Raw genomic sequence first — 23,385 nt, forward strand, 5'->3', positions numbered from 1 at the left:
CTGCCTGATTTATCGATATTTTATTGGCCCTAAAAATACTAGCGGCATTTGCGTCATCCACACCTGCAACCCAATTCCGTAACAACCCGCAGTGGTAAAACTGAATAACTTTTCCGATCTGGTGAAGGAAGCAAAACCATTTATCATCGGCAGAACGCCGACGGTAGAACGCCTGATGTCGCGCAGGCTAACGCTTATTATTTTTCACCGCGCCGTCAGGAGAAGACGTTCCTGCTTCTGAGCAGGCGCAGGCGGGATATAATTTTTATGAGCATCAATAAAATAGGCTTTAAGGTGTTTCTCGTTTATTCCCTCGCGTAAAACGGCGAGAGTGAATGCGCGAACGGCTTACGTAAAACGCCTTAAAAACATCGATAAAACTTACCTCTTAACAAAAGACTAACGTAGAAGGTTAGCTTTGAAAAATAGATTTCAAACCTCATTTCGGTAAAATTTAATCGCCAAAACCTATTAATTACCTTGCTAAATTTCTTTTGATTTCACTAAGAGTAAGAAATTGCTGAACCGAGAAAGCGTGAAGCGTGACCTCTATCCGCACATAAAAATCTCAAGTACCTGATTTAAAATAAAAACCGCCATCTTAACCCCTTTTTGCCTCTCAGCTGACTTTATTTATCTGAAAAACTTTGTTTTCCTAAAAGCGCATAAAAAAAACCGCAGGCGCAGCGAACGGGAATGGAGAGATATTTAAATTTTTGTAATCTTTTTAAGGATTGTGATCGCACCAGCAGAGTGCGCCTTTCGCGGTCTTCAGGCGAGGTGACATAAATACGCCACAGACGGTCTTCTGCGCTGCGCTTAAATTAACGGAAGATTTTTAGCATTGTATTGAAATATAAATGCTGAAGGCGGGCGGATTATTCGTGACGTATCACTCGGGCGTGACTTATAGCAAAAAATAAGGGCGCATCGCGATGCGCCCTTAAATACGACTGCGTTGTGAACGCCGCTTACTCGTCTTCGAGATAGGTGTAGCCGTAGAGACCGCTTTCGAACTCTTCGAGGAACTGCGCGCGCAGGCTTTCGTCGATGTCCTTTTGCTGCGTTACCTGGTCGCGGAACAGCGTCATCAGATCGTTGGGGTTCAGCTGCACGTACTCCAGCATATCGGCAACGGTATCGCCTTCGTCTGAGAGCTGGACCTCCACGCTGCCGTCCGGGAAGGCAAACACATCCACCGCTTCCGTGTCGCCAAACAGGTTATGCATGTTGCCGAGAATTTCCTGATAGGCGCCCACCATAAAGAAGCCCAGCATTGGCGGATTATCAACGTCGTATTCCGGCATCGGCAGGGTGGTGGCGATGCCGTCACCGTCAACGTAGTGATCGATGGTGCCGTCGGAATCACAGGTAATGTCGAGCAGCACCGCGCGGCGCTGTGGCGTTTTGTTCAGCCCTTCCAGCGGCAGCACCGGGAACAGCTGGTCAATGCCCCACGCATCCGGCATTGATTGGAACAGCGAGAAGTTGACGTAAATTTTGTCCGCCATGCGCTCCTGCAGTTCATCGATGATAGGACGGTGCGCGCGGTTACTGGGGTCGAGGTGCTGCTGAATATAGTGGCAGATGCTGAGATAAAGCTGCTCCGCCCAGGCACGCTGGCCGAGATCGTAGGTGCCCGACGCGTAGCCGGTATGGATATCGAACAGATCCATCTGGCTGTCATGCAGCCACTCGCGCAGCGAGCGGCGCACGCTCGGCTCATGCATCTCCTGCCAGGTGTTCCACAGGCTCTGAATCGGACGCGGCGAATCGGCATCCGGGGCCACCGGGGTGCTAAATTCGTTGCGCTCCACGCCGATGATGTTGGAAACCAGCACGGTATGGTGCGCGGTCACGGCGCGGCCGGACTCGGTGATCACCGTTGGGTGCTCCAAACCGTGCTCTTCACAGGCATCGCCAATCGCCCAGATCACGTTGTTAGCGTATTCGTTCAGGCCATAGTTCACCGAGCAGTCAGACTGCGAGCGCGTACCTTCATAATCCACGCCCAGACCGCCGCCGACATCAAAGCACTTGATGTTAACGCCAAGCTTCGCCAGTTCAACGTAGAAGCGCGCCGATTCGCGCACGCCGGTGGCGATATCGCGAATGTTGGCCATCTGTGAGCCGAGGTGGAAATGCAGCAGCTGAAGGCTATCCAGCCGCCCTGCTTTACGCATGATGTCCACCAGCTGTAATACCTGAGAAGCCGCCAGGCCGAACTTGGATTTTTCGCCGCCGCTGGATTGCCATTTGCCCGACCCCTGCGACGCCAGACGCGCGCGAATGCCCAAGCGGGGAATCACATTGAGGCGCTCAGCCTCTTCCAACACCAGACGCACTTCGGTCATTTTCTCAATAACCAGGTAAACCTTGTGTCCCAGCTTTTCGCCAATCAGCGCCAGACGAATGTATTCACGGTCTTTATAGCCGTTACAGACGATCACCGTGCGGGTTTTGCCTGCATGGGCCAACACTGCCATCAGTTCCGCCTTGGAACCGGCTTCCAGTCCAAGCGGTTCGCCGGAGTTCACCAGCGACTCGATCACGCGTTTGTGCTGGTTCACCTTGATGGGATACACCAGGAAGTAATCGCCTTTATAGCCGTAGGATTCCCGCGCGCGCTTGAAGGCCGCGTTAATGGAGCGCAGGCGGTGCTGCAAAATTTGTGGGAAGCAAAATAGCGCAGGCAGACGCTGGCCATCCGCTTCACGCTCTTTGACCAGCTTGGCCAGATCGACGCGCACCTCAGGCTGATCGGGATCGGGGCACACGCTGATGTGGCCCAGTTCGTTGACGTCGTAATAGTTGTTTCCCCACCAGGCGATGTTGTAGGTGCGCAGCATACGGCTGGCCTCTTGATCGTTCATCGCCACTTCCTGCATAGAGCGGAGTGCACCCTGTTCGCCAGCTGACGAACCCTTGATATTCTTCATGTCGTCAGACATCGCGAACCTCAATTTTCCGTTGAAAGATGAAAAAGTTGCCCTGTTTTCTTGCGTAAAAACCGGGTAAGTATCGCCTCATTTCGCGCAACCCCGTATCGCTGAAACTGATGCTAAGTGTAAAACACCCTGTTCGAGTCGGTGAAATCGCGCCGAAGGCAGCGGTTTTCCATCCTCAATAAGGCTGAGCGCGATAAAGGCTAAAAAGTTTAGTCAGCGCACGTGTCGGCATGATGACCGCAACACAGCCTGCGGTGACGGGAGAAAAGAACAAAACGGGAAAGGTATGGCAGCGCGCAGGCGTTGCGCGGTAAACCGGTAAGCGAAGACGTGTGATTCATTGTTTTCATCACCTCCAACGTCTGCGACCAGCAAACGAAAAGCGGTTCCGGTATATGTCAGAAAAGGTTTCTGACGGCGCGACGCACGGCGGCGTCATTTCATGCTGTTAGCAGCGGCGATTTATACAACCAGACGGGGGGAAATGCAAAATCTTTGTCGGAGCGCGCGGGGCGTGTCAGGAAAATGTTCCAGAAGTCGCGCAATAAAAAATGCGGAATCAGAAAAAGCACTGGAAAACCGCCTGGAGAGTAACCTAAAATAGCCGTCCAGATGGTTTTCCATCTAAACTGATTAACAATCAGGCGGTGCAGGTGATTGACACCTCACTCCTTACTGCTCGCGGCTTTGCCTGAAGGGGCGTCGAGTCGGCCCGGCCACTTACGCTATGCAGTCGAATTCAAACCATTTGTAAGGTAAAGAACAGAATGGCTAAACACCTTTTTACATCTGAGTCCGTATCAGAAGGACATCCTGATAAAATCGCTGACCAAATTTCCGATGCCGTGCTGGACGCAATCCTGGAACAGGATCCCAAAGCGCGCGTGGCCTGCGAAACTTACGTGAAAACCGGGATGGTGTTGGTAGGCGGTGAAATCACCACCAGCGCATGGGTTGATATCGAAGAGATCACCCGTAATACCGTGCGTGAGATCGGCTATGTTCATTCCGATATGGGCTTCGATGCCAACTCGTGCGCCGTACTGAGCGCTATCGGTAAACAGTCTCCCGACATTAATCAGGGCGTTGACCGTACCGATCCGCTGGAGCAAGGCGCAGGCGACCAAGGTTTGATGTTTGGCTACGCCACCAATGAAACCGACGTGTTGATGCCTGCTCCCGTGACCTATGCGCACCGTCTGGTGCAGCGCCAGGCCGAAGTGCGTAAGAACGGCACGCTGCCGTGGCTGCGCCCGGATGCGAAAAGCCAGATCACTTTCCAGTATGACGGTGGAAAAATTGTCGGTATCGATGCCGTCGTGCTGTCTACCCAGCATGCAGAAGAAATTTCTCAGGCCGATCTGCGCGAAGCGGTGATGGAAGAGATCATCAAACCGGTACTGCCCACAGAGTGGATCAACGCCAGCACCAAATACCATATCAACCCAACCGGTCGTTTTGTGATTGGCGGCCCGATGGGCGACTGCGGCCTGACCGGACGTAAAATCATCGTTGATACCTACGGCGGCATGGCGCGTCACGGCGGCGGCGCTTTCTCCGGTAAAGATCCGTCCAAAGTGGACCGCTCAGCGGCCTATGCAGCGCGCTATGTGGCAAAAAACATCGTGGCGGCTGGCCTGGCCGATCGCTGCGAAATCCAGGTCTCCTACGCAATTGGCGTGGCAGAGCCGACCTCCATCATGGTGGAAACCTTCGGCACCGAGAAAGTATCAACCGAACAGTTGACGCTGCTGGTGCGTGAATTCTTCGACCTGCGCCCTTACGGTCTGATCCAGATGATGGATTTGCTGAAGCCGATCTATAAAGAAACGGCCGCTTACGGTCACTTCGGTCGCGAACACTTCCCATGGGAACAAACCGATAAAGCGCAGCAGCTGCGCGAGGCTGCGGGCCTGTAATCGTCCCCGCCTGCCCGACACGCCCGCTCTGAGAGCGGGCTTTTTTTTGTCCCTACTCCGCCCCATCACTCGTCTTGCTGCTCACTTTGCGCCCTTTTGTGCCTTTTGCCAGGCGGCCCAGGCGCTTTTTATTTCGTTGTCTACACTGTTAGCACTGCATTGCTAACAATATGTTAACGATTACATTTTGAAATCCTTTTATTATCTGAAATTTAGAGATTTTTCAGCGTAGTTATTCTTATTAAAATGCGTTATTTTCAGCGTCGTCTGATAGCCGGTATGAAGAGCGATGTCAGAAACTTAAAGATAGCTATACCTTACTGGTTTGAACCCTATTTTGGGCGGGAAATGCTGGATTGCAGGGTTTCAGCGTGTGTAACCGATTACACTAGCGTGATCGTACTCACTTTTTTCCGCTGACGGGTTTCATAACATTGATAACAACAATGATGGATAAACTTCGGAGGCACAATGCCTGGTAATACTCACAAAAGCAGAACCTCAAACAAGATGATGACCTTGTTTGTCTGCTTCTTAGCGGCCCTGGCTGGCCTGCTGTTTGGTCTGGATATCGGCGTCATTGCCGGTGCCCTGCCCTTCATCGCCAAGGATTTTAACGTCACCGCGCATCAGCAAGAGTGGATCGTCAGCTCCATGATGTTCGGTGCCGCGATCGGCGCTGTCGGCAGCGGCTGGATGTCGTCGCACCTGGGCCGTAAAAAGAGCCTGATGGCGGGCGCTATCCTGTTTGTTATTGGTTCGCTTTGGTCGGCGATGGCCCCTAACCCGGAAATGCTGATTGCCGCGCGCGTGGTGCTTGGCCTGGCCGTAGGCGTTGCGTCGTACACTGCTCCTCTCTATCTTTCTGAAATCGCGCCGGAAAAGATTCGCGGCAGCATGATTTCGCTGTATCAGCTGATGATTACCATTGGCATTTTGGCCGCTTACCTGTCTGACACCGCGTTCAGCGATGCCGGTGCGTGGCGCTGGATGCTCGGTATCATCACTATTCCGGCCGTGCTGCTGCTGGTGGGCGTGTTCTTCCTGCCTAACAGCCCGCGCTGGCTGGCGGCAAAGGGCGATTTCCGCAGCGCGCAGCGCGTGCTGGATCGCCTGCGTGATACCAGCGAGCAGGCGAAACGCGAGCTGGACGAAATCCGCGAAAGCCTGAAGGTGAAACAGTCTGGCTGGCAGCTGTTCCAGGGCAACAGCAACTTCCGCCGCGCGGTCTATCTGGGCGTGCTGTTGCAGGTAATGCAGCAGTTCACCGGCATGAACGTCATTATGTATTACGCGCCGAAAATCTTTGAAATCGCGGGCTTCGCGAACACCACCCAGCAGATGTGGGGCACGGTGATTGTGGGTCTGGTGAACGTGTTGGCCACCTTTATTGCCATTGGCCTGGTGGATCGCTGGGGCCGTAAACCGACACTGGTGCTGGGCTTCATTGTGATGGCTGCCGGTATGGGCGTGCTGGGCACCATGTTGCACATGGGTATTCACACGCCGTCTGCGCAGTACTTCGCGATTGCCATGCTGCTGATGTTTATCGTGGGCTTTGCAATGTCAGCCGGTCCGCTGATCTGGGTGCTGTGCTCCGAGATCCAGCCGCTGAAAGGCCGCGACTTCGGCATTACGGTCTCCACGGCCACCAACTGGATTGCCAACATGATCGTCGGTGCGACCTTCTTAACCATGCTGAATACGCTGGGCAATGCGCCGACCTTCTGGGTTTATGCCGGTCTGAACGTCTTCTTTATTCTGCTGACGCTGGCGCTGATCCCAGAGACCAAAAACGTCTCGCTGGAGCACATTGAGCGCAACCTGATGCAGGGTAAAAAACTGCGTGATATCGGTCAGCAGTAAACGCTCGCTTCTCTCTCAAGGCTGCCCTCGGGCGGCCTTTTTTTTTGCCCTAAGCCCGCTTGAATGATGGTCGCCAATTTTTTATGCTGCCCGCCATGAAAACACCTCGCCTGCCGATTGCGCTGCAACAAGACGTTATGCGCTCCCTGCGCCACTTTTTACAACTGGCCAGTGAGCGGCTGGCGCGCACCTTTGATGAGCCGCTGCTGACCTATCAACAGCGCGGCACGGCAGCGGGCACGGCATGGTTGGAAAAGTGGGAAATCCGCCTAAACCCGCTGCTGTTACAGGAGAACCCCCGCGCGTTTGTTGAAGAGGTGGTGCCGCACGAGCTGGCGCACCTGCTGGTGTGGAAACTCTACGGCCGCGTGCCGCCGCACGGCAAGGAGTGGAAATGGATGATGGAGAGCGTGTTGGGCGTACCGGCGCGGCGCACCCACACTTTTGCCCTCACCTCGGTGCGCAGCAATACCTTCCCTTACCGCTGTGACTGCCAGCAACATCAGCTTACGGTGCGGCGTCATAATCGCGTGGTGCGGGGCGAGAGCGAATATCGCTGCGTTCACTGCGGCACACGCCTACAGCCCGGTGAATTCGCCGCCCGTTAGCGTCTGAATCTGATTCCCCGCTGGCGCCGCTTCTGTTACCCTGCCGCCCTTTTCCGCTTTGGGTAAATTTGGAATATGTCTCGCAAAACGCTGTTATTACTCTCCTTATTACTGGCGCCGCTGAGCGCATTCAGCCTTGATCCTACGTCGTATCATCAGAACAATTTTCAGCAGGCCAAAACCTTTGCTGCGGCGATCAACGCGGATGCACCCGGTGATTTTTATTGCGGCTGTAAAATCACCTGGCACGGTAAAAAAGGCGTGCCGGATCTCAATAGCTGCGGTTATACCGTGCGTAAAAACGCCAATCGCGCCGAGCGGATTGAGTGGGAGCATGTGATGCCAGCGTGGGAGTTTGGCCATCAGCGGCAGTGCTGGCAGAACGGCGGTCGTAAAAATTGCACCAAAGACGCCGACTATCGCCGTATTGAGAGCGATCTCCATAACCTGCAACCCGCCGTTGGCGAAGTAAACGGCGACCGCAATAACTTCCCGTACAGCCAGTGGAACGGCGGCGAGCAGCCGTATGGCCAGTGCAGCATGAAAGTGGACTTTAAAGAGAAGCTGGCGCAGCCGCCCGAGCGCGCGCGTGGCATCATCGCCCGCACCTATTTCTATATGCGCGACCAGTACCATCTGCGCCTGTCACGTCAGCAAACGCAGCTCTTTACCGTGTGGGATAAACAGTACCCGGTGACGCCGTGGGAGTGCGAACGAGACAATCGCATTGCGCGAGTACAGGGAAATCATAACCCTTACGTACAACAGGCTTGCCAGCGCTAAATGCCCTACCTACACTAGCTTTTTTTGATTGCGCCGTGCCCGCTGGCACGGCCTAACGCTGGCAGGAACCGCATGCGTATACCTCGCATTTATCACCCCGACCCCCTCGACGTTGACCGTGAAATCTTGCTGGATGAAGATGCCGCTAACCACGTTGGGCGCGTGCTGCGCATGACGGCGGGGCAGCATATTGAACTGTTTGATGGCAGTAATCTGACTTTTCAGGCGGAAATCACCCAGTCTGATAAAAAGCGTGTAAAAGTAAGGGTGCTGGCGAGTCAGCCTGACGATCGCGAATCGCCGCTGCACCTTCATCTCGGTCAGGTGATGTCGCGCGGCGAGAAGATGGAATTTACCATTCAGAAGTCGATCGAGCTGGGCGTGAATGTTATTACGCCGCTGTTTTCTGAGCGCTGCGGCGTCAAGCTGGATGCGGAGCGCCTGGCAAAGAAAATTCAGCAGTGGCAGAAAATTGCCATTGCCGCCTGCGAGCAGTGCGGTCGTAATCGCGTGCCAGAAATTCGTGACGCCATGACGCTGGAAGCCTGGTGTGCGGAACCGGAGAGCGGGCTTAAGCTGAATTTGCACCCGCGCGCCAGTCACAGCATCAACACGCTCGCGCAGCCGGTCTCACGGGTGCGCCTGCTGATTGGCCCCGAGGGCGGATTGTCAGCAGATGAAATTGCCATGACCGCGCAGCAACACTTTACCGACATCCTGCTGGGACCGCGCGTGCTGCGCACGGAAACCACCGCGCTCACCGCCATTACGGCACTTCAGGTGAGGTTTGGCGACCTCGGTTAAGCGATAATTTTTGGCGCGTATCCCCCCGCGCCGATTCAACAGCCTGACGCTTTCATACGAAACGGGACGGCTGACTTCCCCTTGAGGAGAGAATAATGATTAAGCTTGGCATCGTGATGGACCCTATTTCGTCCATCAATATTAAAAAAGACTCCAGCTTCGCCATGTTGCTGGAAGCACAGCGCCGCGGTTACGAAATTCACTACATGGAGATGGGCGACCTCTCGCTGCGCGGCGGCGTCACCTACGCCCGCACGCGTCTGCTGAGCGTGGAACAGAATTATGACAGCTGGTATACGTTTGGCAGCGAACAGGAAATTGCGCTGGCCGATCTCAACGTGGTGCTCATGCGCAAAGATCCGCCGTTTGATACCGAGTTCATTTATGCCACCTATCTGCTGGAGCGCGCCGAAGAGCAAGGCACGCTGATTGTTAACAAACCGCAAAGCCTGCGCGACTGTAACGAAAAGCTCTACACCGCATGGTTCGCCGATTTAACGCCGGATACGCTGGTGACGCGTAATAAAGAGAAGCTGCGTGCCTTCTGGCAAGAGCACGGTGATGTGATTTTGAAGCCGCTGGATGGCATGGGCGGCGCCTCCATCTTCCGCGTTAAGCAGGATGATGCCAACTTTGGCGTGATCAGCGAAACCTTAACCAATCACGGCCAGTATTTCTGCATGGCGCAGAACTACCTGCCGGCGATTAAAGAAGGCGACAAGCGCGTACTGGTGGTGGACGGTGAGCCGGTGCCTTACTGCCTGGCGCGTATTCCGCAGGGCGGCGAGACGCGTGGCAACCTTGCGGCCGGCGGACGCGGCGAAGCACGTCCGCTGAGCGAGAGCGACTGGGAAATCGCCCGTCGCGTTGGGCCTACGCTTAAAGCCAAAGGGCTAATTTTTGTCGGCCTCGACATCATCGGTGATAAACTGACTGAAGTTAACGTGACCAGCCCAACCTGCATACGTGAAATTGAAGCGGCCTTCCCCGTTTCCATTACCGGTATGCTCATGGACGCAATTGAGAAACGTTTGGGCTGAGACAAGTTCTGGCGCACAAGCGCAGTAAACCACCCAAAACCGGCGTTGCGGCGGTAATGCCGGTTACTTTTGGTATATGAGTGATAATGAATTTACAGCACCATTTTTTGATTGCGATGCCGTCGCTGCAAGATCCGCTCTTCAAACGCTCGGTGGTGTATATCTGCGAGCACAACGAAGAGGGTGCCATGGGGTTGATTATCAATAAGCCCATGGAAAACCTGACGGTAGAAGGTATTCTCAAGAAGCTTAAAATCACTGCCACCGAACGTGACCCCGCCATCAAGCTGGATAAACCGGTATTTGCCGGCGGACCACTGGCGGAAGATCGGGGCTTTATCCTGCACTCCGCGCAGTGCGTCTATGCCTCAAGTATTCGCATTTCCGAGAGTACAGTCATCACCACGTCCCGCGATGTACTGGAAGCCATTGGCACCCGTGCGCAGCCTGAAAGCGTGTTTGTTGCGCTGGGCTACTGCGCGTGGGAGAAAGACCAGCTGGAGAGCGAACTGCTGGAAAACGCCTGGCTTACCACGCCCGCTAATACGGATATTCTGTTTAAAACGCCTATCGCCGACCGCTGGCGCGAAGCGGCGCGCAGTTTAGGGATTGATATTCATAACCTAACCAGCGATGCAGGACACGCCTGATGAGCAGCGACACCCTGCTGGGGTTTGACTTCGGCACCAAAAGCATCGGCGTCGCCGTGGGGCAGCAGCTCACCGGAACCGCGCGCGCGCTCGCGGCACTGAAAGCACAGGATGGTACGCCCGACTGGCTGCTGATCGAGAAGCTGCTCAACGAGTGGCAACCCGATTACGTGGTCGTGGGATTGCCGCTTAACATGGATGGCACCGAGCAGCCGCTTACCGCACGCGCGCGAAAATTTGCCAATCGCCTGCACGGCCGCTTTGGCGTTCGGGTCGAGTTGCAGGATGAGCGCCTCAGCACGGTGGAAGCACGCGCCGGGCTGTTTGCACGCGGCGGCTATCGGGCATTGCAGAAAGGCCAGGTAGACTCGCAATCGGCGGTCATTATCCTGGAAGATTGGTTCGAAAACCACTGACGCCCTTTTGCTCCGTGTTGCAGGCGCGCCTGGCTCAGATTAGGCCGGCGTCACGCCGTGCCTGCTCGCTCTGCGCAAAGGTCTGCATACCCGCCTGCGCACCGGTTTGTAACACGCCAGGCAGCTGATGCATTTTCCCTTCGCGGATCAAATTCGCCACCGCAGGTGTGGCGATCAGCAGTTCATACACCCCAATCCGCCCACCGCGCCGCGCCGCAACCAGCCGCTGGGCCAGCACCGCTTTTAGGCTGCTTGCCAGCTGGGTGCGCACCAGGTTCTTCTCCTCGGCGGGAAACACATCCACCAAGCGATCCACCGCTTGTGCCGCGCCGCGCGTGTGCAGCGTCGCCAATACCAGATGGCCGGTCTCTGCCGCAGTAAGCGCCAGACGAATGGTTTCGCTGTCGCGTAGTTCGCCCAGCAAAATCACATCCGGATCTTCGCGCAGCGCCGCCTTTAATCCTTGCTGGAAGGACGCGCAGTGTGTGCCCACTTCTCGCTGCTGAATCAGCGAACGCTGGCTGTGGTGGACAAACTCAATGGGATCTTCCAGCGTGATGATGTGACGCGCATGATGCTGATTCAGGCTGGCCACCAGCGCCGCCAGCGTGGTGGATTTGCCGCTGCCGGTGGCACCGACAATCAGCATTAATCCGCTCTCTTGCTGCGTCAGCACTGGCACCGCCGGCGGCAGATGCAGGGTATCGAGTGCGGGCGGGTCGCAGGCGATCACACGCAGCGCCAGCGAGAGCCCGTGGCGCTGCTTAAAAAGATTAGCGCGCAGGCGCGTGCCGTGCGCGAGCGTCAAGGCGAAATCTACGTGACCACAAGCCTCCAGCGTATCCTGCTGCGCGTGCGTTAAGTGCTGTTGGCTAAACTGCTCCAGCCACGCTATGGACAGTGTTCGAGCGTCGGGTAGCGGCTCCAGCACGCCCTGTCGCCGCCAGTGGGGCAAAAGTCCGCTGCAGAGGTGCAGATCGGCAGCGTTATGCTTTACACTAAGGGCCACTATGTCATCCAACTCCATTTAGTTTCTCCTGACTATGACTTCCATTGAGCACAACTTACAGCAGGTGCGCGAACGTATCGCCGCGGCGGCTAAACGCTGCGGCCGTGCGCCAGAAGAAATTACGTTACTTGCAGTGAGCAAAACCAAACCTGTGAGCGCGATTCACGAGGCGGTTGCTGCCGGGCAGCGGGCCTTTGGTGAAAACTACGTGCAGGAAGGCGTAGAAAAAGTCACTGCGCTGGCCAATCGCCCAGACCTGCAATGGCACTTTATTGGCCCATTGCAATCCAATAAAAGTCGGCTGGTGGCCGAGCACTTCGCCTGGTGCCATACCGTGGATCGCGACCGTATCGCGCAGCGACTCAACGATCAGCGCCCCGGCGAGTTACCGCCGCTTAACGTGCTCATTCAGGTAAATATCAGTGACGAAAACAGCAAATCTGGCATCATGCTGGAGGCCATTTCTCCGCTGGCACAGCTGATCGCCACGCTGCCGCGTCTGCGCCTGCGCGGCCTGATGGCGATTCCGGCACCGGAGCAGGATTACGCGCGTCAGCTGGCGGTGTGTCAGCGAATGGCGGACGCCTTTTATGCGCTACAGCGGGCGTATCCTGACGTCGATACGCTTTCTCTGGGAATGAGCGACGATATGGACGCGGCCATCGCCGCAGGCAGCACCATGGTGCGCATTGGCACCGCCGTATTTGGCGCGCGCAATTACGCGTGACCTTCACAACAATAATTGAGGAACTCCATGTTAACACTGACGTTTTTAGTCAAAACGCTGATTGACCTGTACGTGATGGTACTGCTGCTGCGCGTCTGGATGCAGTGGGCGCGCTGTGACTTCTACAATCCCCTGTCGCAGTTTGTGGTGAAAATTACCCAACCGATTATTAAACCGCTGCGCCGCGTATTACCTGCGCTGGGGCCAATTGATACGGCATCGCTGCTGCTGGCCTTTGTCCTCACGACGCTCAAATACCCGATTTTGCTGCTGATCCAGGTCGGCGTTTTCTCGGTGGATCCCACCAACCTACTGGTTGGGCTCTTGTCACTCCTCAAGTCCGCCGGTTATCTGGTGTTCTGGGCGATCATTATCCGCTCGCTGATGAGCTGGATCAGCCAGGGTCGCGGCGCGATGGATGCCGTATTGATTCAACTGACCGAACCGCTGATGGCGCCGATTCGCCGCATCCTGCCCGCCATGGGCGGCATCGATTTCTCGGCGATGATCGTCATTCTGGTGCTTTACGCGCTGAACTTCCTCGGCATGGATCTGTTCCCCGGCCTTTGGTATCTGCTGTAATTCTTTGATTTGGATGTGTTATGCAAAACGTTGTTCTCGCCACCGGTAACCCGGGTAAAGTCCGCGAACTGGCCGATCTGTTAACAGAGTTCGGCCTCACTATTGTGGCGCAGACTGAACTGGGCGTGGCGTCGGCCGATGAAACCGGCCTGACCTTTATTGAAAACGCGCTGATCAAAGCGCGCCACGCGGCACAGGTCACTGGCCTGCCCGCCATTGCCGATGATTCTGGCCTGGCGGTTGACGCACTGGGCGGCGCGCCCGGCATCTATTCCGCGCGCTATGCGGGTGAGGACGCCAGCGACGCGCAGAACCTTGAGAAGCTGTTGCACGCGCTGGAAAATGTGCCGGACGGCCAGCGCCAGGCGCAGTTTCACTGCGTGCTGGTGTATCTGCGCCACGCGGAAGATCCCACGCCGCTGGTGTTTCACGGCAGCTGGGCGGGGGAAATCACCCGCGCGGCCGCCGGTGAAGGCGGCTTTGGATATGACCCGATTTTTTACGTGCCTGAATTGGGGAAAACGGCCGCAGAGCTGACGAAAGCAGAAAAGCGCGCCGTTTCTCACCGTGGAAAAGCATTGACGCTGTTGCTGGAAGCGATGCGCAATGCCTGAGTTACCGCCGTTAAGCCTGTACATTCACATTCCCTGGTGCGTGCAGAAGTGCCCGTACTGCGACTTCAACTCTCACGCGCTGAAAGGTGAAGTGCCGCACAACGAGTACGTGCAGCACCTGCTCAACGACCTCGATCGCGACCTGCCGCTGACCGCCGGACGCGAAGTGCGTACGGTGTTCATCGGCGGCGGCACGCCAAGCTTGCTCAGCAGCGAGGCGATGCAGATGCTGATGGACGGCGTGCGGGCGCGCGTGCCGCTCTCCCCCTCGGCGGAAATCACCATGGAAGCGAATCCCGGTACGGTGGAAGCCGATCGCTTTAGCGGCTACCAGCGGGCGGGCATCAACCGCATCTCCATTGGCGTGCAGAGCTTTAGCCCGGAAAAATTAACGCGCCTGGGCCGCATTCACGGACCGGAAGAAGCGCGCCGGGCGGCCGAGCTGGCCTCCGGCCTGGGGCTGCGCAGCTTCAATCTCGATCTGATGCACGGACTGCCGGATCAATCGCTGGAGGAGGCGCTGGACGATCTGCGCCAGGCAATTGCGCTTAATCCGCCGCACCTGTCGTGGTACCAGCTCACCATCGAGCCCAATACGCTGTTTGCCTCGCGGCCGCCTGCGCTGCCGGACGATGATGCGCTATGGGACATCTTTGAGCAGGGTCACGCGCTGTTGACCGCAGCGGGCTACCAGCAGTACGAAACGTCCGCCTATGCGAAACCCGGCTACCGCTGCGAGCACAACCTCAACTACTGGCGCTTTGGCGATTATCTCGGCATTGGCTGCGGCGCCCATGGCAAGCTCACCCAGCCCGACGGACGCATCGTGCGCACGGTAAAAACGCGCCACCCGCGCGGCTTTATGGCAGGCAATTATCTGGATAAGCAGCATGACGTGGCGCAGGAAGATAAGCCGTTTGAGTTCTTTATGAATCGCTTCCGTCTACTGGAAGCCGCACCGCGCGCAGATTTCACCCGCTATACCGGGCTGGATGAGCAGGCGATCCGCCCGCAGATGGAAAAAGCGATTGCCGCCGGGTATGTGGTAGAACGCTCAGACGCGTGGCAAATCACGGAGAAAGGCAAACTGTTCCTGAACTCTCTACTGGAACTGTTTATGTAACTGCGATCCGGCAAGACACACTGCGGTGCGCCTTGCCGGACGTCAGGTTAATCAGCCGCGCATCAGGCGTAGGCTAGCGCCATGGCGTGGCAAAGAAACGTCAAAACAGCGGGACGCGGTGAGCCAGCCCGCAGCAGGCAGGCTGGATGATGACCGGGAACGTCAGTTCTTCACCTTGTTCATCAGCGACTTACGCTGTCTTTCCAGCGCAGTGACGCGGTTACACACTTCATGGCCAAAATTCTGGAAATCCTGCTCCTGATTGTTCCATTCGGCCTGTACCGCCTGCTGTAGGCCGCCCAGGTTGCCCATGATCGCCTGCAACGGATTGCCGCCGCTGGCCGTCTGGCTGCTGCCCATCTCATTCAGGCTGTCCTGCATGATGCCGCCCAGCGTACTCTGTACCAGCTTTTCCCCTTCAGCACGCACCTGATCGATCGCCTGGTGGTGGAAGGTCAAGCCGTCCGCACGGTGCTCAATAATGCGGTTCATCTGCTGCTTGAGCTGCCCATTGAGCGTGCTAAGGCGATGACGCACATTGCTGTTCGGGCCCAGTTTTTCCACGATGACTTTATCCAGCGCCGCACGGCTGCGCTCCAACCGCGTGGTGGCGCCGTTATCCACCCACGGCAAATCGCGGCGCAGGGCCGTTTGGTAATCAATCGCCTGCTGGCGCGTTGCGGTGTCCACCGTCACGCTCTGCCCATTAAAACGCACCTCGCCCTGGGGCGAGAGCTCAAGGTTGCCGTTGCTGCCAACAACCTGCACGCGCTGCGGAGTAATGATCACGTCATCCTGGGGTTTTACGCTGCATTGATAATCCGCGTGCGCCTGGGCGGCGGCCATCAGCAGCAGCGCGGTGGAGAGAGCTTTACGAATCATGCAATTTTCCTTTGTTCAAACCGATAGCGACAGAACGGAACAGCGGACTGGCCGGCAGTGTCGCGCCGCCGAGGGAGATGGCGTTGGGACAGGGGCACTGCCGAACGGCGACAGTGCCAGAGAAAAGAGGCGGATCAATCCCACCAAACGTCAAACAGTTCGGTAATCTGAATGTCCTGTAGATTCCGCTGCGCCAGCCAGTTACGCACAATTTCACGGTGTTCATCGGTGCATTTGCCGGTTTGCTGCAGACACACCAGCCCTTCCCAGACCAGATAGCCGCTGCCATCGTAAGCGAGGCCGTTGGGATCGATCACTTCGTTAATGAATTGATCCAGCGTGGCGTCCACTTCGTCTTCAGATGTGCCCTCGGCAAAGCGCCAGGCGACAGAGAACCCCAACTCCTGAAACTCATCAATGTGCAATTTTTTACGTAAACGACGGCTACGCTGTACGGCCATTATTTCACCCTCTCAAACATCAAATCCCATACGCCGTGGCCCAGTCGCTGCCCGCGCTGCTCAAACTTGGTTAACGGACGCGTCTCTGGACGCGGCACGTAATCCTGTGTTTCCGACTGGTTAGTATACCCGTCGATGCTGTTCATGACCTCAAGCATGTGCTGCGCATACGCTTCCCAGTCGGTGGCCATGTGAAACACCCCGCCCAGCTTCAGTTTGCGCTGCACCAGTTCTGCAAAGGGTACCTGCACGATACGGCGCTTGTTGTGACGCGCTTTGTGCCACGGATCCGGGAAGAACAGCTGCACCATGCGCAGGCTGTTATCGGGAATCATCTTTTGCAGTACTTCAACCGCGTCGTGGCACATGACGCGCAGATTGGTCACGCCCGCTTCTTTTGCTGAGGCCAGGCACGCGCCGACCCCAGGCGCATGCACTTCAATGCCGAGAAAATTCTGGTGCGGGTTGTTTTGCGCCATTGCCACCAGGGAGGCGCCCATGCCGAAGCCGATCTCCAGCACCAGCGGTGCCTCACGGCCAAACAGCGCCACCATGTCCAGCGGCTCAGGCTGAAACTCCACGCCCATCTCCGGCCAGTAATTGTCGAGCGCGAGCTGCTGTCCTTTCGTTAAGCGCCCCTGGCGGCGCACAAAACTGCGGATACGGCGTAATGGCCGCCCATTCTCATCAAATTCCGGGGTGATGACGTCATTAATCATGTTGAAGCCTGCTGGTTAGCCTGTTCAGGGAAACGCGCATTATGCAAAGTTAGATAGCAGAAGCAAGCCTTTGCAATCTTCTGGTTTACACCCTGTGGTCTCTGTGCTGGAATTCCTGCCTGATTGTAGAGTAACCACGGAAAATTTCCCCCCTATGATGCAAGCGCCGCAGTTCGCGCAACAGGTGCTGGAATGGTATCAGCGCTTTGGTCGCAAAACCCTGCCGTGGCAGCTGGAGAAGACACCTTATAAAGTGTGGCTCTCTGAAGTGATGCTACAGCAAACGCAGGTCGCCACGGTGATCCCCTACTTTGACCGCTTTATGGCGCGTTTTCCCACCGTTACGGATCTGGCCGCAGCTCCGCTGGATGAGGTGCTCCATCTCTGGACCGGACTGGGCTATTACGCACGTGCGCGCAATCTACACAAAGCCGCGCAGCAGGTGGTCACCCAGCACGGCGGCGAGTTTCCCCGCACCTTTGAGGCCGTGGCCGCACTGCCGGGCGTTGGGCGCTCTACGGCGGGCGCCATCCTGTCGCTGTCGCTGGGCCAGCACTTCCCGATTCTGGACGGCAACGTTAAGCGCGTCCTCGCCCGCTGCTACGCCGTGAGCGGCTGGCCCGGTAAAAAAGAGGTCGAGAAACGCCTGTGGACCATCAGCGAAACGGTGACGCCCGCCGAAGGCGTGAGCCAGTTCAATCAAGCGATGATGGATCTCGGCGCGATGGTCTGTACCCGTTCGCGTCCCAAATGCGAGGTCTGCCCGCTGAACAGCGGCTGCGAGGCCTATGCCAATCAGAACTGGGCCGATTATCCAGGCAAAAAGCCCAAAGTCACGTTGCCGCAGCGTAGCGGCTGGTTTTTGCTGATGCAGCACGACAATACGGTGTTTTTGCAGCAGCGTCCGCCGGTGGGCCTGTGGGGCGGCCTATTCTGCTTTCCCCAGTTCGATAGCGAACAGGCGCTCATCGACTGGTTAGCCGCGCACGGTATTCCTGGCAAACCTCAGCAACTCACCGCGTTTCGCCACACCTTTAGCCATTTCCATTTAGACATTGTGCCAATGTGGCTAGCGTGGCCTTCGTCCGGGTCGCTGATGGATGAAGCAGGCGCTCTCTGGTATAACTTAGCGCAACCCCCGTCAGTGGGATTGGCCGCGCCGGTTGAGCGCCTGTTACACGAATTGCGCCATCCCCAACAGCTAACGCTAAACGCGCGTTTGATCCAAGAGGAAGAGTAATGAGCCGCACCATTTTTTGTACGTTTTTACAACGCGAGGCTGAAGGTCAGGATTTTCAGCTCTACCCTGGCGAGATTGGTAAGCGCATCTACAATGAGATTTCTAAAGAAGCCTGGCAGCAGTGGATGGCCAAACAAACCATGCTGATCAACGAGAAGAAGCTCAACATGATGAATCCGGAAGACCGCAAAGTGCTGGAAAAGGAGATGGTGAATTTCCTCTTCGAAGGGAAAGATGTGCACATTGAAGGTTATACCCCGCCAGAAAAATAACCCGTTTAGGGCCTTCCTTTGAGGCCCCTTTTTTCGAATCAGGCACGCATCAACAATGAACAAAAAACTGATAGCCCTGTTAGTGATTGCTCCGCTTTTGGTTTCCTGCTCCGGACAAAAAAAATCGCAATATCACGAAGAGTGGGTCAAGGACACCAACGGTTTCGACATTCTGATGGGGCAGTTTGCCGCCAACATTGAAAATATTTGGGGCATGAACGAAGTCCTGATTGCCGGCCCCAAGGATTACGTCAAATACAGCGACAACTATTACACCCGCAGTCATATCAACTTTGACAGCGGTAGCATTACCATCGAAACCATTTCCGGCACTGATCCGATGGCCAGCCTGCGTCAGGCGATCATCACGACACTGCTGATCGGTGACGATCCGGGTAACGTTGATCTCTACTCTGACGCCAACGACATTAAAATCAGTAAAGAACCGCTGCTTTACGGTCAGGTGCTGGACAATACCGGGCAGCCAATCCGCTGGCAGGGCCGCGCCGGCGCCTTCGCGGACTATTTGATTCAGAATAAGCTGCAAAAGCGCGTCTCCGGACTGCATGTCATCTGGTCCGTGACCATTCCCATGGTGCCGAACCATTTGGATAAGCGCGCGCACAAATACCTGCCGCTGGTGCGCAAAGCCGCCGAGCAATACGGCGTCGATGCCTCGCTGATCCTGGCGATCATGCAGACCGAATCGAGCTTTAACCCGTATGCGGTCAGCCACTCGGATGCGCTTGGCCTGATGCAGGTGGTGCAGCACACCGCGGGCGTCGATGTGTTCCGCATGAAAGGCAAATGGGGTAAGCCGAGCCGCAGCTATCTGCTGGATCCGGCCAACAATATTGACGCAGGTACCGCTTATCTCTCGCTGCTGCAAAACAGCTATTTAGGCGGTATTCAAGATCCGCTGTCGCGGCGCTATGCGGTCATCACCGCCTACAACGGCGGCGCGGGCAGCGTGCTGCGGGTGTTCTCCAGCGATAAAGATCGCGCTTTTTCCGCCATTAACGGCATGTCGCCGAGCCAGGTTTATCAGACGCTGACCACCAACCACCCTTCCGGTGAGTCGCGCCGTTACCTGTATAAAGTGAATCAGGCGCAGCGCAGCTATCACCGCTACTAATAAAAATGGCGTCCTGCGGGACGCCATGTTGTTTATCACAGCAGCATGTTCGCCACCAGCCGCTTGTGACCGCTGGCATCCTCTTCGGTGTAGACGCCCTGCAGCTCCGGTGAGAAACCGGGCAGCAGATTAATACCTGCCTCCAGCGCCAGAAAATAGCGCTGAACCGCCCCGCCCCACGCTTCGCCCGGCACGACGCACAGCACACCCGGCGGATAAGGCAGCGCGCCCTCTGCGGCGATACGACCTTCAGCCTCAGCAATCGGCACCAGCGCGACCTCACCGCGAATGTAGGCCTGATGCGCATCCTGCGGGTTGACCTTGACCGGCGGGAAACAGGCCTGACGAAACATGTCGCGCTGCAGATCTTTCACGTCGTAGCTCACATACAGATCGTGCATCTCCTGACACAGGCGGCGCAGGGTATAGCCTTTGTAGCGATCAACGTGTTTGCGATAGACGCTCGGCAGCACCTCTGCCAGCAGGGCATCGTCGCGCACATGCTGCTCAAACTGCGCCAACATCGCCACCAGATGCGCCATTTTTTCCGGCGTTTCCGCCGGTGTCAGCAGGAATAGAATTGAGTTCAGGTCACATTTCTCGGGCACAATCCCGTTCTCGCGCAGGTAGTTGGCGAGGATGGTGGCCGGAATGCCAAACGCGGCGTATTCGCCGCTGGCGGCATCAATCCCCGGCGTGGTTAGCAGCAGCTTGCAGGGATCGACCAGATACTGATCGCGCGCGTAGCCGTCAAAACCGTGCCATTTGGCCCCCGGTTCCAGGCTGAAGTACGCCGGATCGGTGGCGATCGCCTCGGTATCGGCTGCGGCCCATGGCTTGCCGTGCACGGTCTCCGGTAGAAACGGTTTGATCATTTCGCAGCGCGCCAGAATGTCTTTGCGCGTCTCAATGCCGAGGGTCACGCAGGTATGCCACATGCTGCGCCCTGCCTCGCCTTTGTGCATCTGTGCGTTGATGTCCAGCGCGGCAAACAGCGGATAAAACGGGCTGGTCGAGGCGTGCAGCATAAACGCGTTGTTAAGCCGCTTGTGCGGGCAAAAGCGCTGCTGTCCGCGAATATGGTTATCTTTCTTGTGGATCTGCGAGGTTTGCGAAAAGCCCGCCAGCTGCTTGTGCACCGACTGTGTGACAAAGATGCCGGGATCGTTCTCGTTCAGCGCCAGCGTCAGCGGCGAGCCGTCCTGCATCAGGGGAATAAATTGCTCATAGCCCAGCCAGGCGGAGTCAAACAGGATGTAATCGCACAGATGGCCGATGCGATCCACCACCTGCCGCGCGTTATAGACTGTGCCATCGTAGGTGCCAAGCTGAATAATCGCCAGCCGGAACGGGCGCGGCTGCTGGGCACGCTCAGGCGCCACCTGAGCCACCTGCTCGCGCAGCCAGGCGTCATCAAAGCAGTGGGCATCAATGCCGCCAATAAAACCAAACGGATTGCGCGCCGCTTCCAGATAAATGGGCGTCGCCCCCGCCTGAATCAGCGCGCCGTGGTGATTGGATTTGTGATTGTTACGGTCAAACAGCACCAAATCACCGCGCGTCAGCAGCGCGTTGGTGACCACTTTGTTGGCGCTGGACGTACCGTTGAGCACAAAGTAGGTTTTATCCGCGTTAAACACTTTGGCGGCGTGCTTCTGCGCGTCTTTCGCCGAGCCTTCGTGAATCAGCAGATCGCCCAGCTTCACATCGGCGTTGCACATATCCGAGCGGAAAACATTTTCGCCATAAAAGTCATAGAACTGGCGCCCCGCCGGATGCTTACGGAAAAAGGCGCCGCCCTGATGTCCCGGACAAGCAAACGTGCTGTTCTGCATATCCACATAGCGCGTGAGCGTGTCAAAAAACGGCGGCAGCAGCGCCGATTCATACGCCTGTGCGGCCTGCTCCAGCGCAGCCCACTCCTCTGGCGCACCGTTGATTTCACCGGAGACACCGGGCAGCGTCAGCACCTCCTCGTCGAAGGCATTGGCGACAAACACCGGCAAATTAAAACCGGTTTGGCGCAGCAGCGTCAGCACGCCGCTGCGGCTATCTGCCAGCGACACCACCACCGCCGCGACGTCGGTAAAATCGGTATTATCCAGCGTCACCACATCGCGCGCGGTGTTGAGACTGAGGCTAGGCGCTACCGCTACGCTGGCAGCAATTTTCAATGGGTTCATAACACAAATCCCCGTAATGAAGGATGAGTGGGTGCCAGTGGCACAGCAATGAGGAGTGTTCCCCGACGAGTAACGTCAATTCGGACGACAGAGCCGCCGCAACCGATAGACATCAGTAAAGCCAGAGCGCCTCCGTCTTTACTCATGTCCAACAGCGAACCGCTGGAACTGCCCTCACCGCATCGTAAAGGCGCAACACGAACAACGGATGACAGAGCGTCGTTTAGCCGCCGGTGAACGGGCACAAGCGCAGTCGCGCAGCGTTGCGGTCATCGTGGCGTCCTCGGCAAGAGAGAAAGGAAAAGTGGGCCGCCATGATGGCACTTTTTGCCAGGGGGAACAACCCGCCTGCGCCTGGCCCAATGGCGTAGGGCGGCGTAGTATTAAACCTCTACTTCCTGAGCCGCCGGAGGCTGCATGTTTAAAGCATGGATAATCACCAATGATCAGCAGGGATACCGCATTTCGCTGCAGGATCTCGATGAAAGTCAGCTGCCCGACAGCGACGTCACCCTTGACGTTAGCTACTCCTCGCTGAACTACAAAGACGCGTTGGCTATCTGCAACAAGGGCCCGATCGTGCGCCAGTTTCCCATGGTGCCGGGCATCGATTTCGTCGGCAGCGTCACCGGCAGCCATCACGCGCACTGGCAGCAGGGCGATACGGGTCTGCTCACCGGATGGGGCGTCGGGGAAAAACACTGGGGCGGACTGGCGCAGAAAGCCTGCGTGCCAGGCGACTGGCTGGTTCGCGTGCCCGCCGCGCTGAGCCCGGTACATACCATGGCAATCGGCACCGCCGGTTTTACCGCGATGCTGTGCGTGCTCGCGCTGGAAAAACAGGGGATCGCGCCCGATCGCGGTCCGGTGCTGGTGACGGGCGCCAGCGGCGGCGTCGGCAGCTTCAGCGTGCGGCTGCTGTCGCGTTTAGGCTATGAGGTGGTGGCCTCCAGCGGGCGCAACAGCGATCGCGAATACCTGATCGACACGCTCGGTGCCTCGGCGGTCATCGCGCGGGAAACGCTCAGCGCGCCCGGCAAGCCGCTGGCGAAAGAGCAGTGGGCGGCGGCAATTGACAGCGTGGGCAGCCATACGCTGGCGAACGTCCTGGCCAGCTGCAAGCGCGATGCGGTGGTCGCCGCCTGCGGCATGGCGCAAGGATTGGATCTGCCCGCCAGCGTCGCCCCCTTTATTTTGCGCGGCGTGACCTTAACCGGCGTAGACAGCGTGATGTGTCCTGCGCCGCTGCGTGCAGAAGCGTGGCAGCGCCTGGCTTCGGTGATGGATGATACGCTGCTCAAACCGCTCTACAGCGTGATTCCGTTAAGTGACGTGCGCGAAGGCGCTGAACAGTTGTTAGCAGGAAAAGTGCGCGGAAGAGTGGTGGTGGATTGTCGCTAAACA

General features: G+C 56.9%; 22 protein-coding genes. 16 read left to right on the top strand and 6 right to left on the bottom strand.

Translation table 11 applies throughout. The annotated features are described in order from the left end of the window. Nucleotides 1-971: 971 nt before the first annotated feature. A complete protein-coding gene (speA, locus tag LU196_RS06895; RefSeq protein WP_232758656.1) occupies nucleotides 972-2,951 on the bottom strand; it encodes a biosynthetic arginine decarboxylase in 1,980 nt (659 codons plus the stop codon). Nucleotides 2,952-3,715: 764 nt separating this feature from the next. Between speA and metK the strand changes: the two genes are divergently transcribed. The 8 genes from metK (at nucleotide 3,716) to ruvX (ending at nucleotide 11,034) form a co-directional block, all read left to right on the top strand. Further along, on the top strand, nucleotides 3,716-4,867 hold the full coding sequence (gene metK, locus LU196_RS06900) for a methionine adenosyltransferase (protein WP_232758654.1): 1,152 nt from the start codon (nucleotides 3,716-3,718) through the stop codon (nucleotides 4,865-4,867). A gap of 471 nt (nucleotides 4,868-5,338) precedes the next feature. Further along, nucleotides 5,339-6,733, top strand: a complete 1,395-nt coding sequence (locus LU196_RS06905; RefSeq protein ID WP_232758653.1) for a sugar porter family MFS transporter — start codon at nucleotides 5,339-5,341, stop codon at nucleotides 6,731-6,733. Nucleotides 6,734-6,828: 95 nt separating this feature from the next. Beyond that, complete coding sequence (locus tag LU196_RS06910) at nucleotides 6,829-7,341, top strand: SprT family zinc-dependent metalloprotease (protein ID WP_232758651.1); 513 nt, start codon at nucleotides 6,829-6,831, stop codon at nucleotides 7,339-7,341. Between the two features lie 75 nt (nucleotides 7,342-7,416). After that, entirely contained in the window at nucleotides 7,417-8,124 is a 708-nt protein-coding gene (endA, locus tag LU196_RS06915; protein WP_232758649.1) for a deoxyribonuclease I, read from the top strand. Nucleotides 8,125-8,196: 72 nt separating this feature from the next. Beyond that, the gene (gene rsmE, locus LU196_RS06920; RefSeq protein WP_232758648.1) at nucleotides 8,197-8,928 is read left to right on the top strand and encodes a 16S rRNA (uracil(1498)-N(3))-methyltransferase; all 732 of its coding nucleotides are present in this window, start codon (nucleotides 8,197-8,199) and stop codon (nucleotides 8,926-8,928) included. Between the two features lie 95 nt (nucleotides 8,929-9,023). Continuing rightward, nucleotides 9,024-9,968, top strand: a complete 945-nt coding sequence (gshB, locus tag LU196_RS06925) for a glutathione synthase (RefSeq protein WP_232758646.1) — start codon at nucleotides 9,024-9,026, stop codon at nucleotides 9,966-9,968. An 86-nt stretch (nucleotides 9,969-10,054) separates the two neighbouring features. Continuing rightward, nucleotides 10,055-10,618, top strand: coding sequence for a YqgE/AlgH family protein (locus LU196_RS06930; RefSeq protein WP_232758644.1), 564 nt, complete (start codon nucleotides 10,055-10,057; stop codon nucleotides 10,616-10,618). Further along, nucleotides 10,618-11,034 (top strand): Holliday junction resolvase RuvX, encoded by a 417-nt coding sequence (gene ruvX / locus LU196_RS06935; RefSeq protein WP_232758643.1) that lies wholly within the window; start codon nucleotides 10,618-10,620, stop codon nucleotides 11,032-11,034. The genes LU196_RS06930 and ruvX overlap by 1 nt, the downstream gene beginning before the upstream one ends. Before the next feature lie 34 nt (nucleotides 11,035-11,068). Here the strand turns inward: ruvX and LU196_RS06940 are convergent, their stop codons facing one another. Continuing rightward, nucleotides 11,069-12,061: a type IV pilus twitching motility protein PilT gene (locus LU196_RS06940; RefSeq protein WP_232758641.1), complete on the bottom strand. Its 993-nt coding sequence runs from the start codon at nucleotides 12,059-12,061 to the stop codon at nucleotides 11,069-11,071. Between the two features lie 16 nt (nucleotides 12,062-12,077). Between LU196_RS06940 and LU196_RS06945 the strand changes: the two genes are divergently transcribed. Genes LU196_RS06945 through hemW form a run of 4 tightly spaced genes read left to right on the top strand, consistent with a single transcriptional unit; the run spans nucleotide 12,078 to nucleotide 15,089 of the window. Continuing rightward, nucleotides 12,078-12,770: a YggS family pyridoxal phosphate-dependent enzyme gene (locus tag LU196_RS06945; protein ID WP_232758639.1), complete on the top strand. Its 693-nt coding sequence runs from the start codon at nucleotides 12,078-12,080 to the stop codon at nucleotides 12,768-12,770. Between the two features lie 27 nt (nucleotides 12,771-12,797). After that, nucleotides 12,798-13,352 (top strand): YggT family protein, encoded by a 555-nt coding sequence (locus LU196_RS06950; protein WP_232758637.1) that lies wholly within the window; start codon nucleotides 12,798-12,800, stop codon nucleotides 13,350-13,352. A gap of 20 nt (nucleotides 13,353-13,372) precedes the next feature. After that, the gene (locus tag LU196_RS06955; RefSeq protein WP_232758635.1) at nucleotides 13,373-13,966 is read left to right on the top strand and encodes an XTP/dITP diphosphatase; all 594 of its coding nucleotides are present in this window, start codon (nucleotides 13,373-13,375) and stop codon (nucleotides 13,964-13,966) included. Beyond that, nucleotides 13,959-15,089 carry a radical SAM family heme chaperone HemW gene (gene hemW / locus LU196_RS06960; RefSeq protein WP_232758634.1) on the top strand — a complete coding sequence of 377 codons (1,131 nt, stop codon included), beginning with the start codon at nucleotides 13,959-13,961 and terminating at the stop codon, nucleotides 15,087-15,089. The genes LU196_RS06955 and hemW overlap by 8 nt, the downstream gene beginning before the upstream one ends. A 162-nt stretch (nucleotides 15,090-15,251) precedes the next feature. On the opposite strand, the gene LU196_RS06965 is transcribed toward hemW, so the two are convergent. The 3 genes from LU196_RS06965 to trmB all read right to left on the bottom strand — a co-directional run bounded on the left by LU196_RS06965 (nucleotide 15,252) and on the right by trmB (nucleotide 17,151). Next, on the bottom strand, nucleotides 15,252-15,971 hold the full coding sequence (locus LU196_RS06965) for a DUF2884 domain-containing protein (protein WP_232758633.1): 720 nt from the start codon (nucleotides 15,969-15,971) through the stop codon (nucleotides 15,252-15,254). A 134-nt stretch (nucleotides 15,972-16,105) separates the two neighbouring features. Next, nucleotides 16,106-16,432 carry a YggL family protein gene (locus LU196_RS06970; RefSeq protein ID WP_232758632.1) on the bottom strand — a complete coding sequence of 109 codons (327 nt, stop codon included), beginning with the start codon at nucleotides 16,430-16,432 and terminating at the stop codon, nucleotides 16,106-16,108. Beyond that, nucleotides 16,432-17,151, bottom strand: coding sequence for a tRNA (guanosine(46)-N7)-methyltransferase TrmB (gene trmB / locus LU196_RS06975; RefSeq protein WP_232758631.1), 720 nt, complete (start codon nucleotides 17,149-17,151; stop codon nucleotides 16,432-16,434). The genes LU196_RS06970 and trmB overlap by 1 nt, the downstream gene beginning before the upstream one ends. A 154-nt stretch (nucleotides 17,152-17,305) precedes the next feature. Between trmB and mutY the strand changes: the two genes are divergently transcribed. From mutY to mltC, 3 genes are read left to right on the top strand one after another with little or no spacing between them, the layout of a single operon-like run. After that, nucleotides 17,306-18,391, top strand: a complete 1,086-nt coding sequence (gene mutY, locus LU196_RS06980) for an A/G-specific adenine glycosylase (RefSeq protein WP_232758629.1) — start codon at nucleotides 17,306-17,308, stop codon at nucleotides 18,389-18,391. After that, complete coding sequence (locus tag LU196_RS06985; RefSeq protein WP_232758627.1) at nucleotides 18,391-18,663, top strand: oxidative damage protection protein; 273 nt, start codon at nucleotides 18,391-18,393, stop codon at nucleotides 18,661-18,663. The genes mutY and LU196_RS06985 overlap by 1 nt, the downstream gene beginning before the upstream one ends. A 55-nt stretch (nucleotides 18,664-18,718) precedes the next feature. Next, nucleotides 18,719-19,798, top strand: a complete 1,080-nt coding sequence (gene mltC, locus LU196_RS06990) for a membrane-bound lytic murein transglycosylase MltC (RefSeq protein WP_232758625.1) — start codon at nucleotides 18,719-18,721, stop codon at nucleotides 19,796-19,798. Between the two features lie 35 nt (nucleotides 19,799-19,833). Here mltC and LU196_RS06995 read toward each other — a convergent pair whose 3' ends face one another. Beyond that, complete coding sequence (locus tag LU196_RS06995) at nucleotides 19,834-21,981, bottom strand: ornithine decarboxylase (RefSeq protein WP_232758624.1); 2,148 nt, start codon at nucleotides 21,979-21,981, stop codon at nucleotides 19,834-19,836. 417 nt (nucleotides 21,982-22,398) lie between these two features. On the opposite strand from LU196_RS06995, the gene LU196_RS07000 reads away from it, so the two are divergent. After that, nucleotides 22,399-23,382 carry an MDR family oxidoreductase gene (locus LU196_RS07000; RefSeq protein WP_232758623.1) on the top strand — a complete coding sequence of 328 codons (984 nt, stop codon included), beginning with the start codon at nucleotides 22,399-22,401 and terminating at the stop codon, nucleotides 23,380-23,382. Nucleotides 23,383-23,385 lie beyond the last annotated feature (3 nt).

Source organism: Pantoea sp. Mb-10, from assembly GCF_021272205.1.
Taxonomy (GTDB): domain Bacteria; phylum Pseudomonadota; class Gammaproteobacteria; order Enterobacterales; family Enterobacteriaceae; genus Pantoea.

Coding starts and splice junctions, on each gene's coding strand:
- speA (WP_232758656.1), bottom strand. CDS start 2,951: ATGTCTGACGACATGAAGAATATCAAGGGTTCGTCAGCTGGCGAACAG.
- metK (WP_232758654.1), top strand. CDS start 3,716: ATGGCTAAACACCTTTTTACATCTGAGTCCGTATCAGAAGGACATCCT.
- LU196_RS06905 (WP_232758653.1), top strand. CDS start 5,339: ATGCCTGGTAATACTCACAAAAGCAGAACCTCAAACAAGATGATGACC.
- LU196_RS06910 (WP_232758651.1), top strand. CDS start 6,829: ATGAAAACACCTCGCCTGCCGATTGCGCTGCAACAAGACGTTATGCGC.
- endA (WP_232758649.1), top strand. CDS start 7,417: ATGTCTCGCAAAACGCTGTTATTACTCTCCTTATTACTGGCGCCGCTG.
- rsmE (WP_232758648.1), top strand. CDS start 8,197: ATGCGTATACCTCGCATTTATCACCCCGACCCCCTCGACGTTGACCGT.
- gshB (WP_232758646.1), top strand. CDS start 9,024: ATGATTAAGCTTGGCATCGTGATGGACCCTATTTCGTCCATCAATATT.
- LU196_RS06930 (WP_232758644.1), top strand. CDS start 10,055: ATGAATTTACAGCACCATTTTTTGATTGCGATGCCGTCGCTGCAAGAT.
- ruvX (WP_232758643.1), top strand. CDS start 10,618: ATGAGCAGCGACACCCTGCTGGGGTTTGACTTCGGCACCAAAAGCATC.
- LU196_RS06940 (WP_232758641.1), bottom strand. CDS start 12,061: ATGGAGTTGGATGACATAGTGGCCCTTAGTGTAAAGCATAACGCTGCC.
- LU196_RS06945 (WP_232758639.1), top strand. CDS start 12,078: ATGACTTCCATTGAGCACAACTTACAGCAGGTGCGCGAACGTATCGCC.
- LU196_RS06950 (WP_232758637.1), top strand. CDS start 12,798: ATGTTAACACTGACGTTTTTAGTCAAAACGCTGATTGACCTGTACGTG.
- LU196_RS06955 (WP_232758635.1), top strand. CDS start 13,373: ATGCAAAACGTTGTTCTCGCCACCGGTAACCCGGGTAAAGTCCGCGAA.
- hemW (WP_232758634.1), top strand. CDS start 13,959: ATGCCTGAGTTACCGCCGTTAAGCCTGTACATTCACATTCCCTGGTGC.
- LU196_RS06965 (WP_232758633.1), bottom strand. CDS start 15,971: ATGATTCGTAAAGCTCTCTCCACCGCGCTGCTGCTGATGGCCGCCGCC.
- LU196_RS06970 (WP_232758632.1), bottom strand. CDS start 16,432: ATGGCCGTACAGCGTAGCCGTCGTTTACGTAAAAAATTGCACATTGAT.
- trmB (WP_232758631.1), bottom strand. CDS start 17,151: ATGATTAATGACGTCATCACCCCGGAATTTGATGAGAATGGGCGGCCA.
- mutY (WP_232758629.1), top strand. CDS start 17,306: ATGATGCAAGCGCCGCAGTTCGCGCAACAGGTGCTGGAATGGTATCAG.
- LU196_RS06985 (WP_232758627.1), top strand. CDS start 18,391: ATGAGCCGCACCATTTTTTGTACGTTTTTACAACGCGAGGCTGAAGGT.
- mltC (WP_232758625.1), top strand. CDS start 18,719: ATGAACAAAAAACTGATAGCCCTGTTAGTGATTGCTCCGCTTTTGGTT.
- LU196_RS06995 (WP_232758624.1), bottom strand. CDS start 21,981: ATGAACCCATTGAAAATTGCTGCCAGCGTAGCGGTAGCGCCTAGCCTC.
- LU196_RS07000 (WP_232758623.1), top strand. CDS start 22,399: ATGTTTAAAGCATGGATAATCACCAATGATCAGCAGGGATACCGCATT.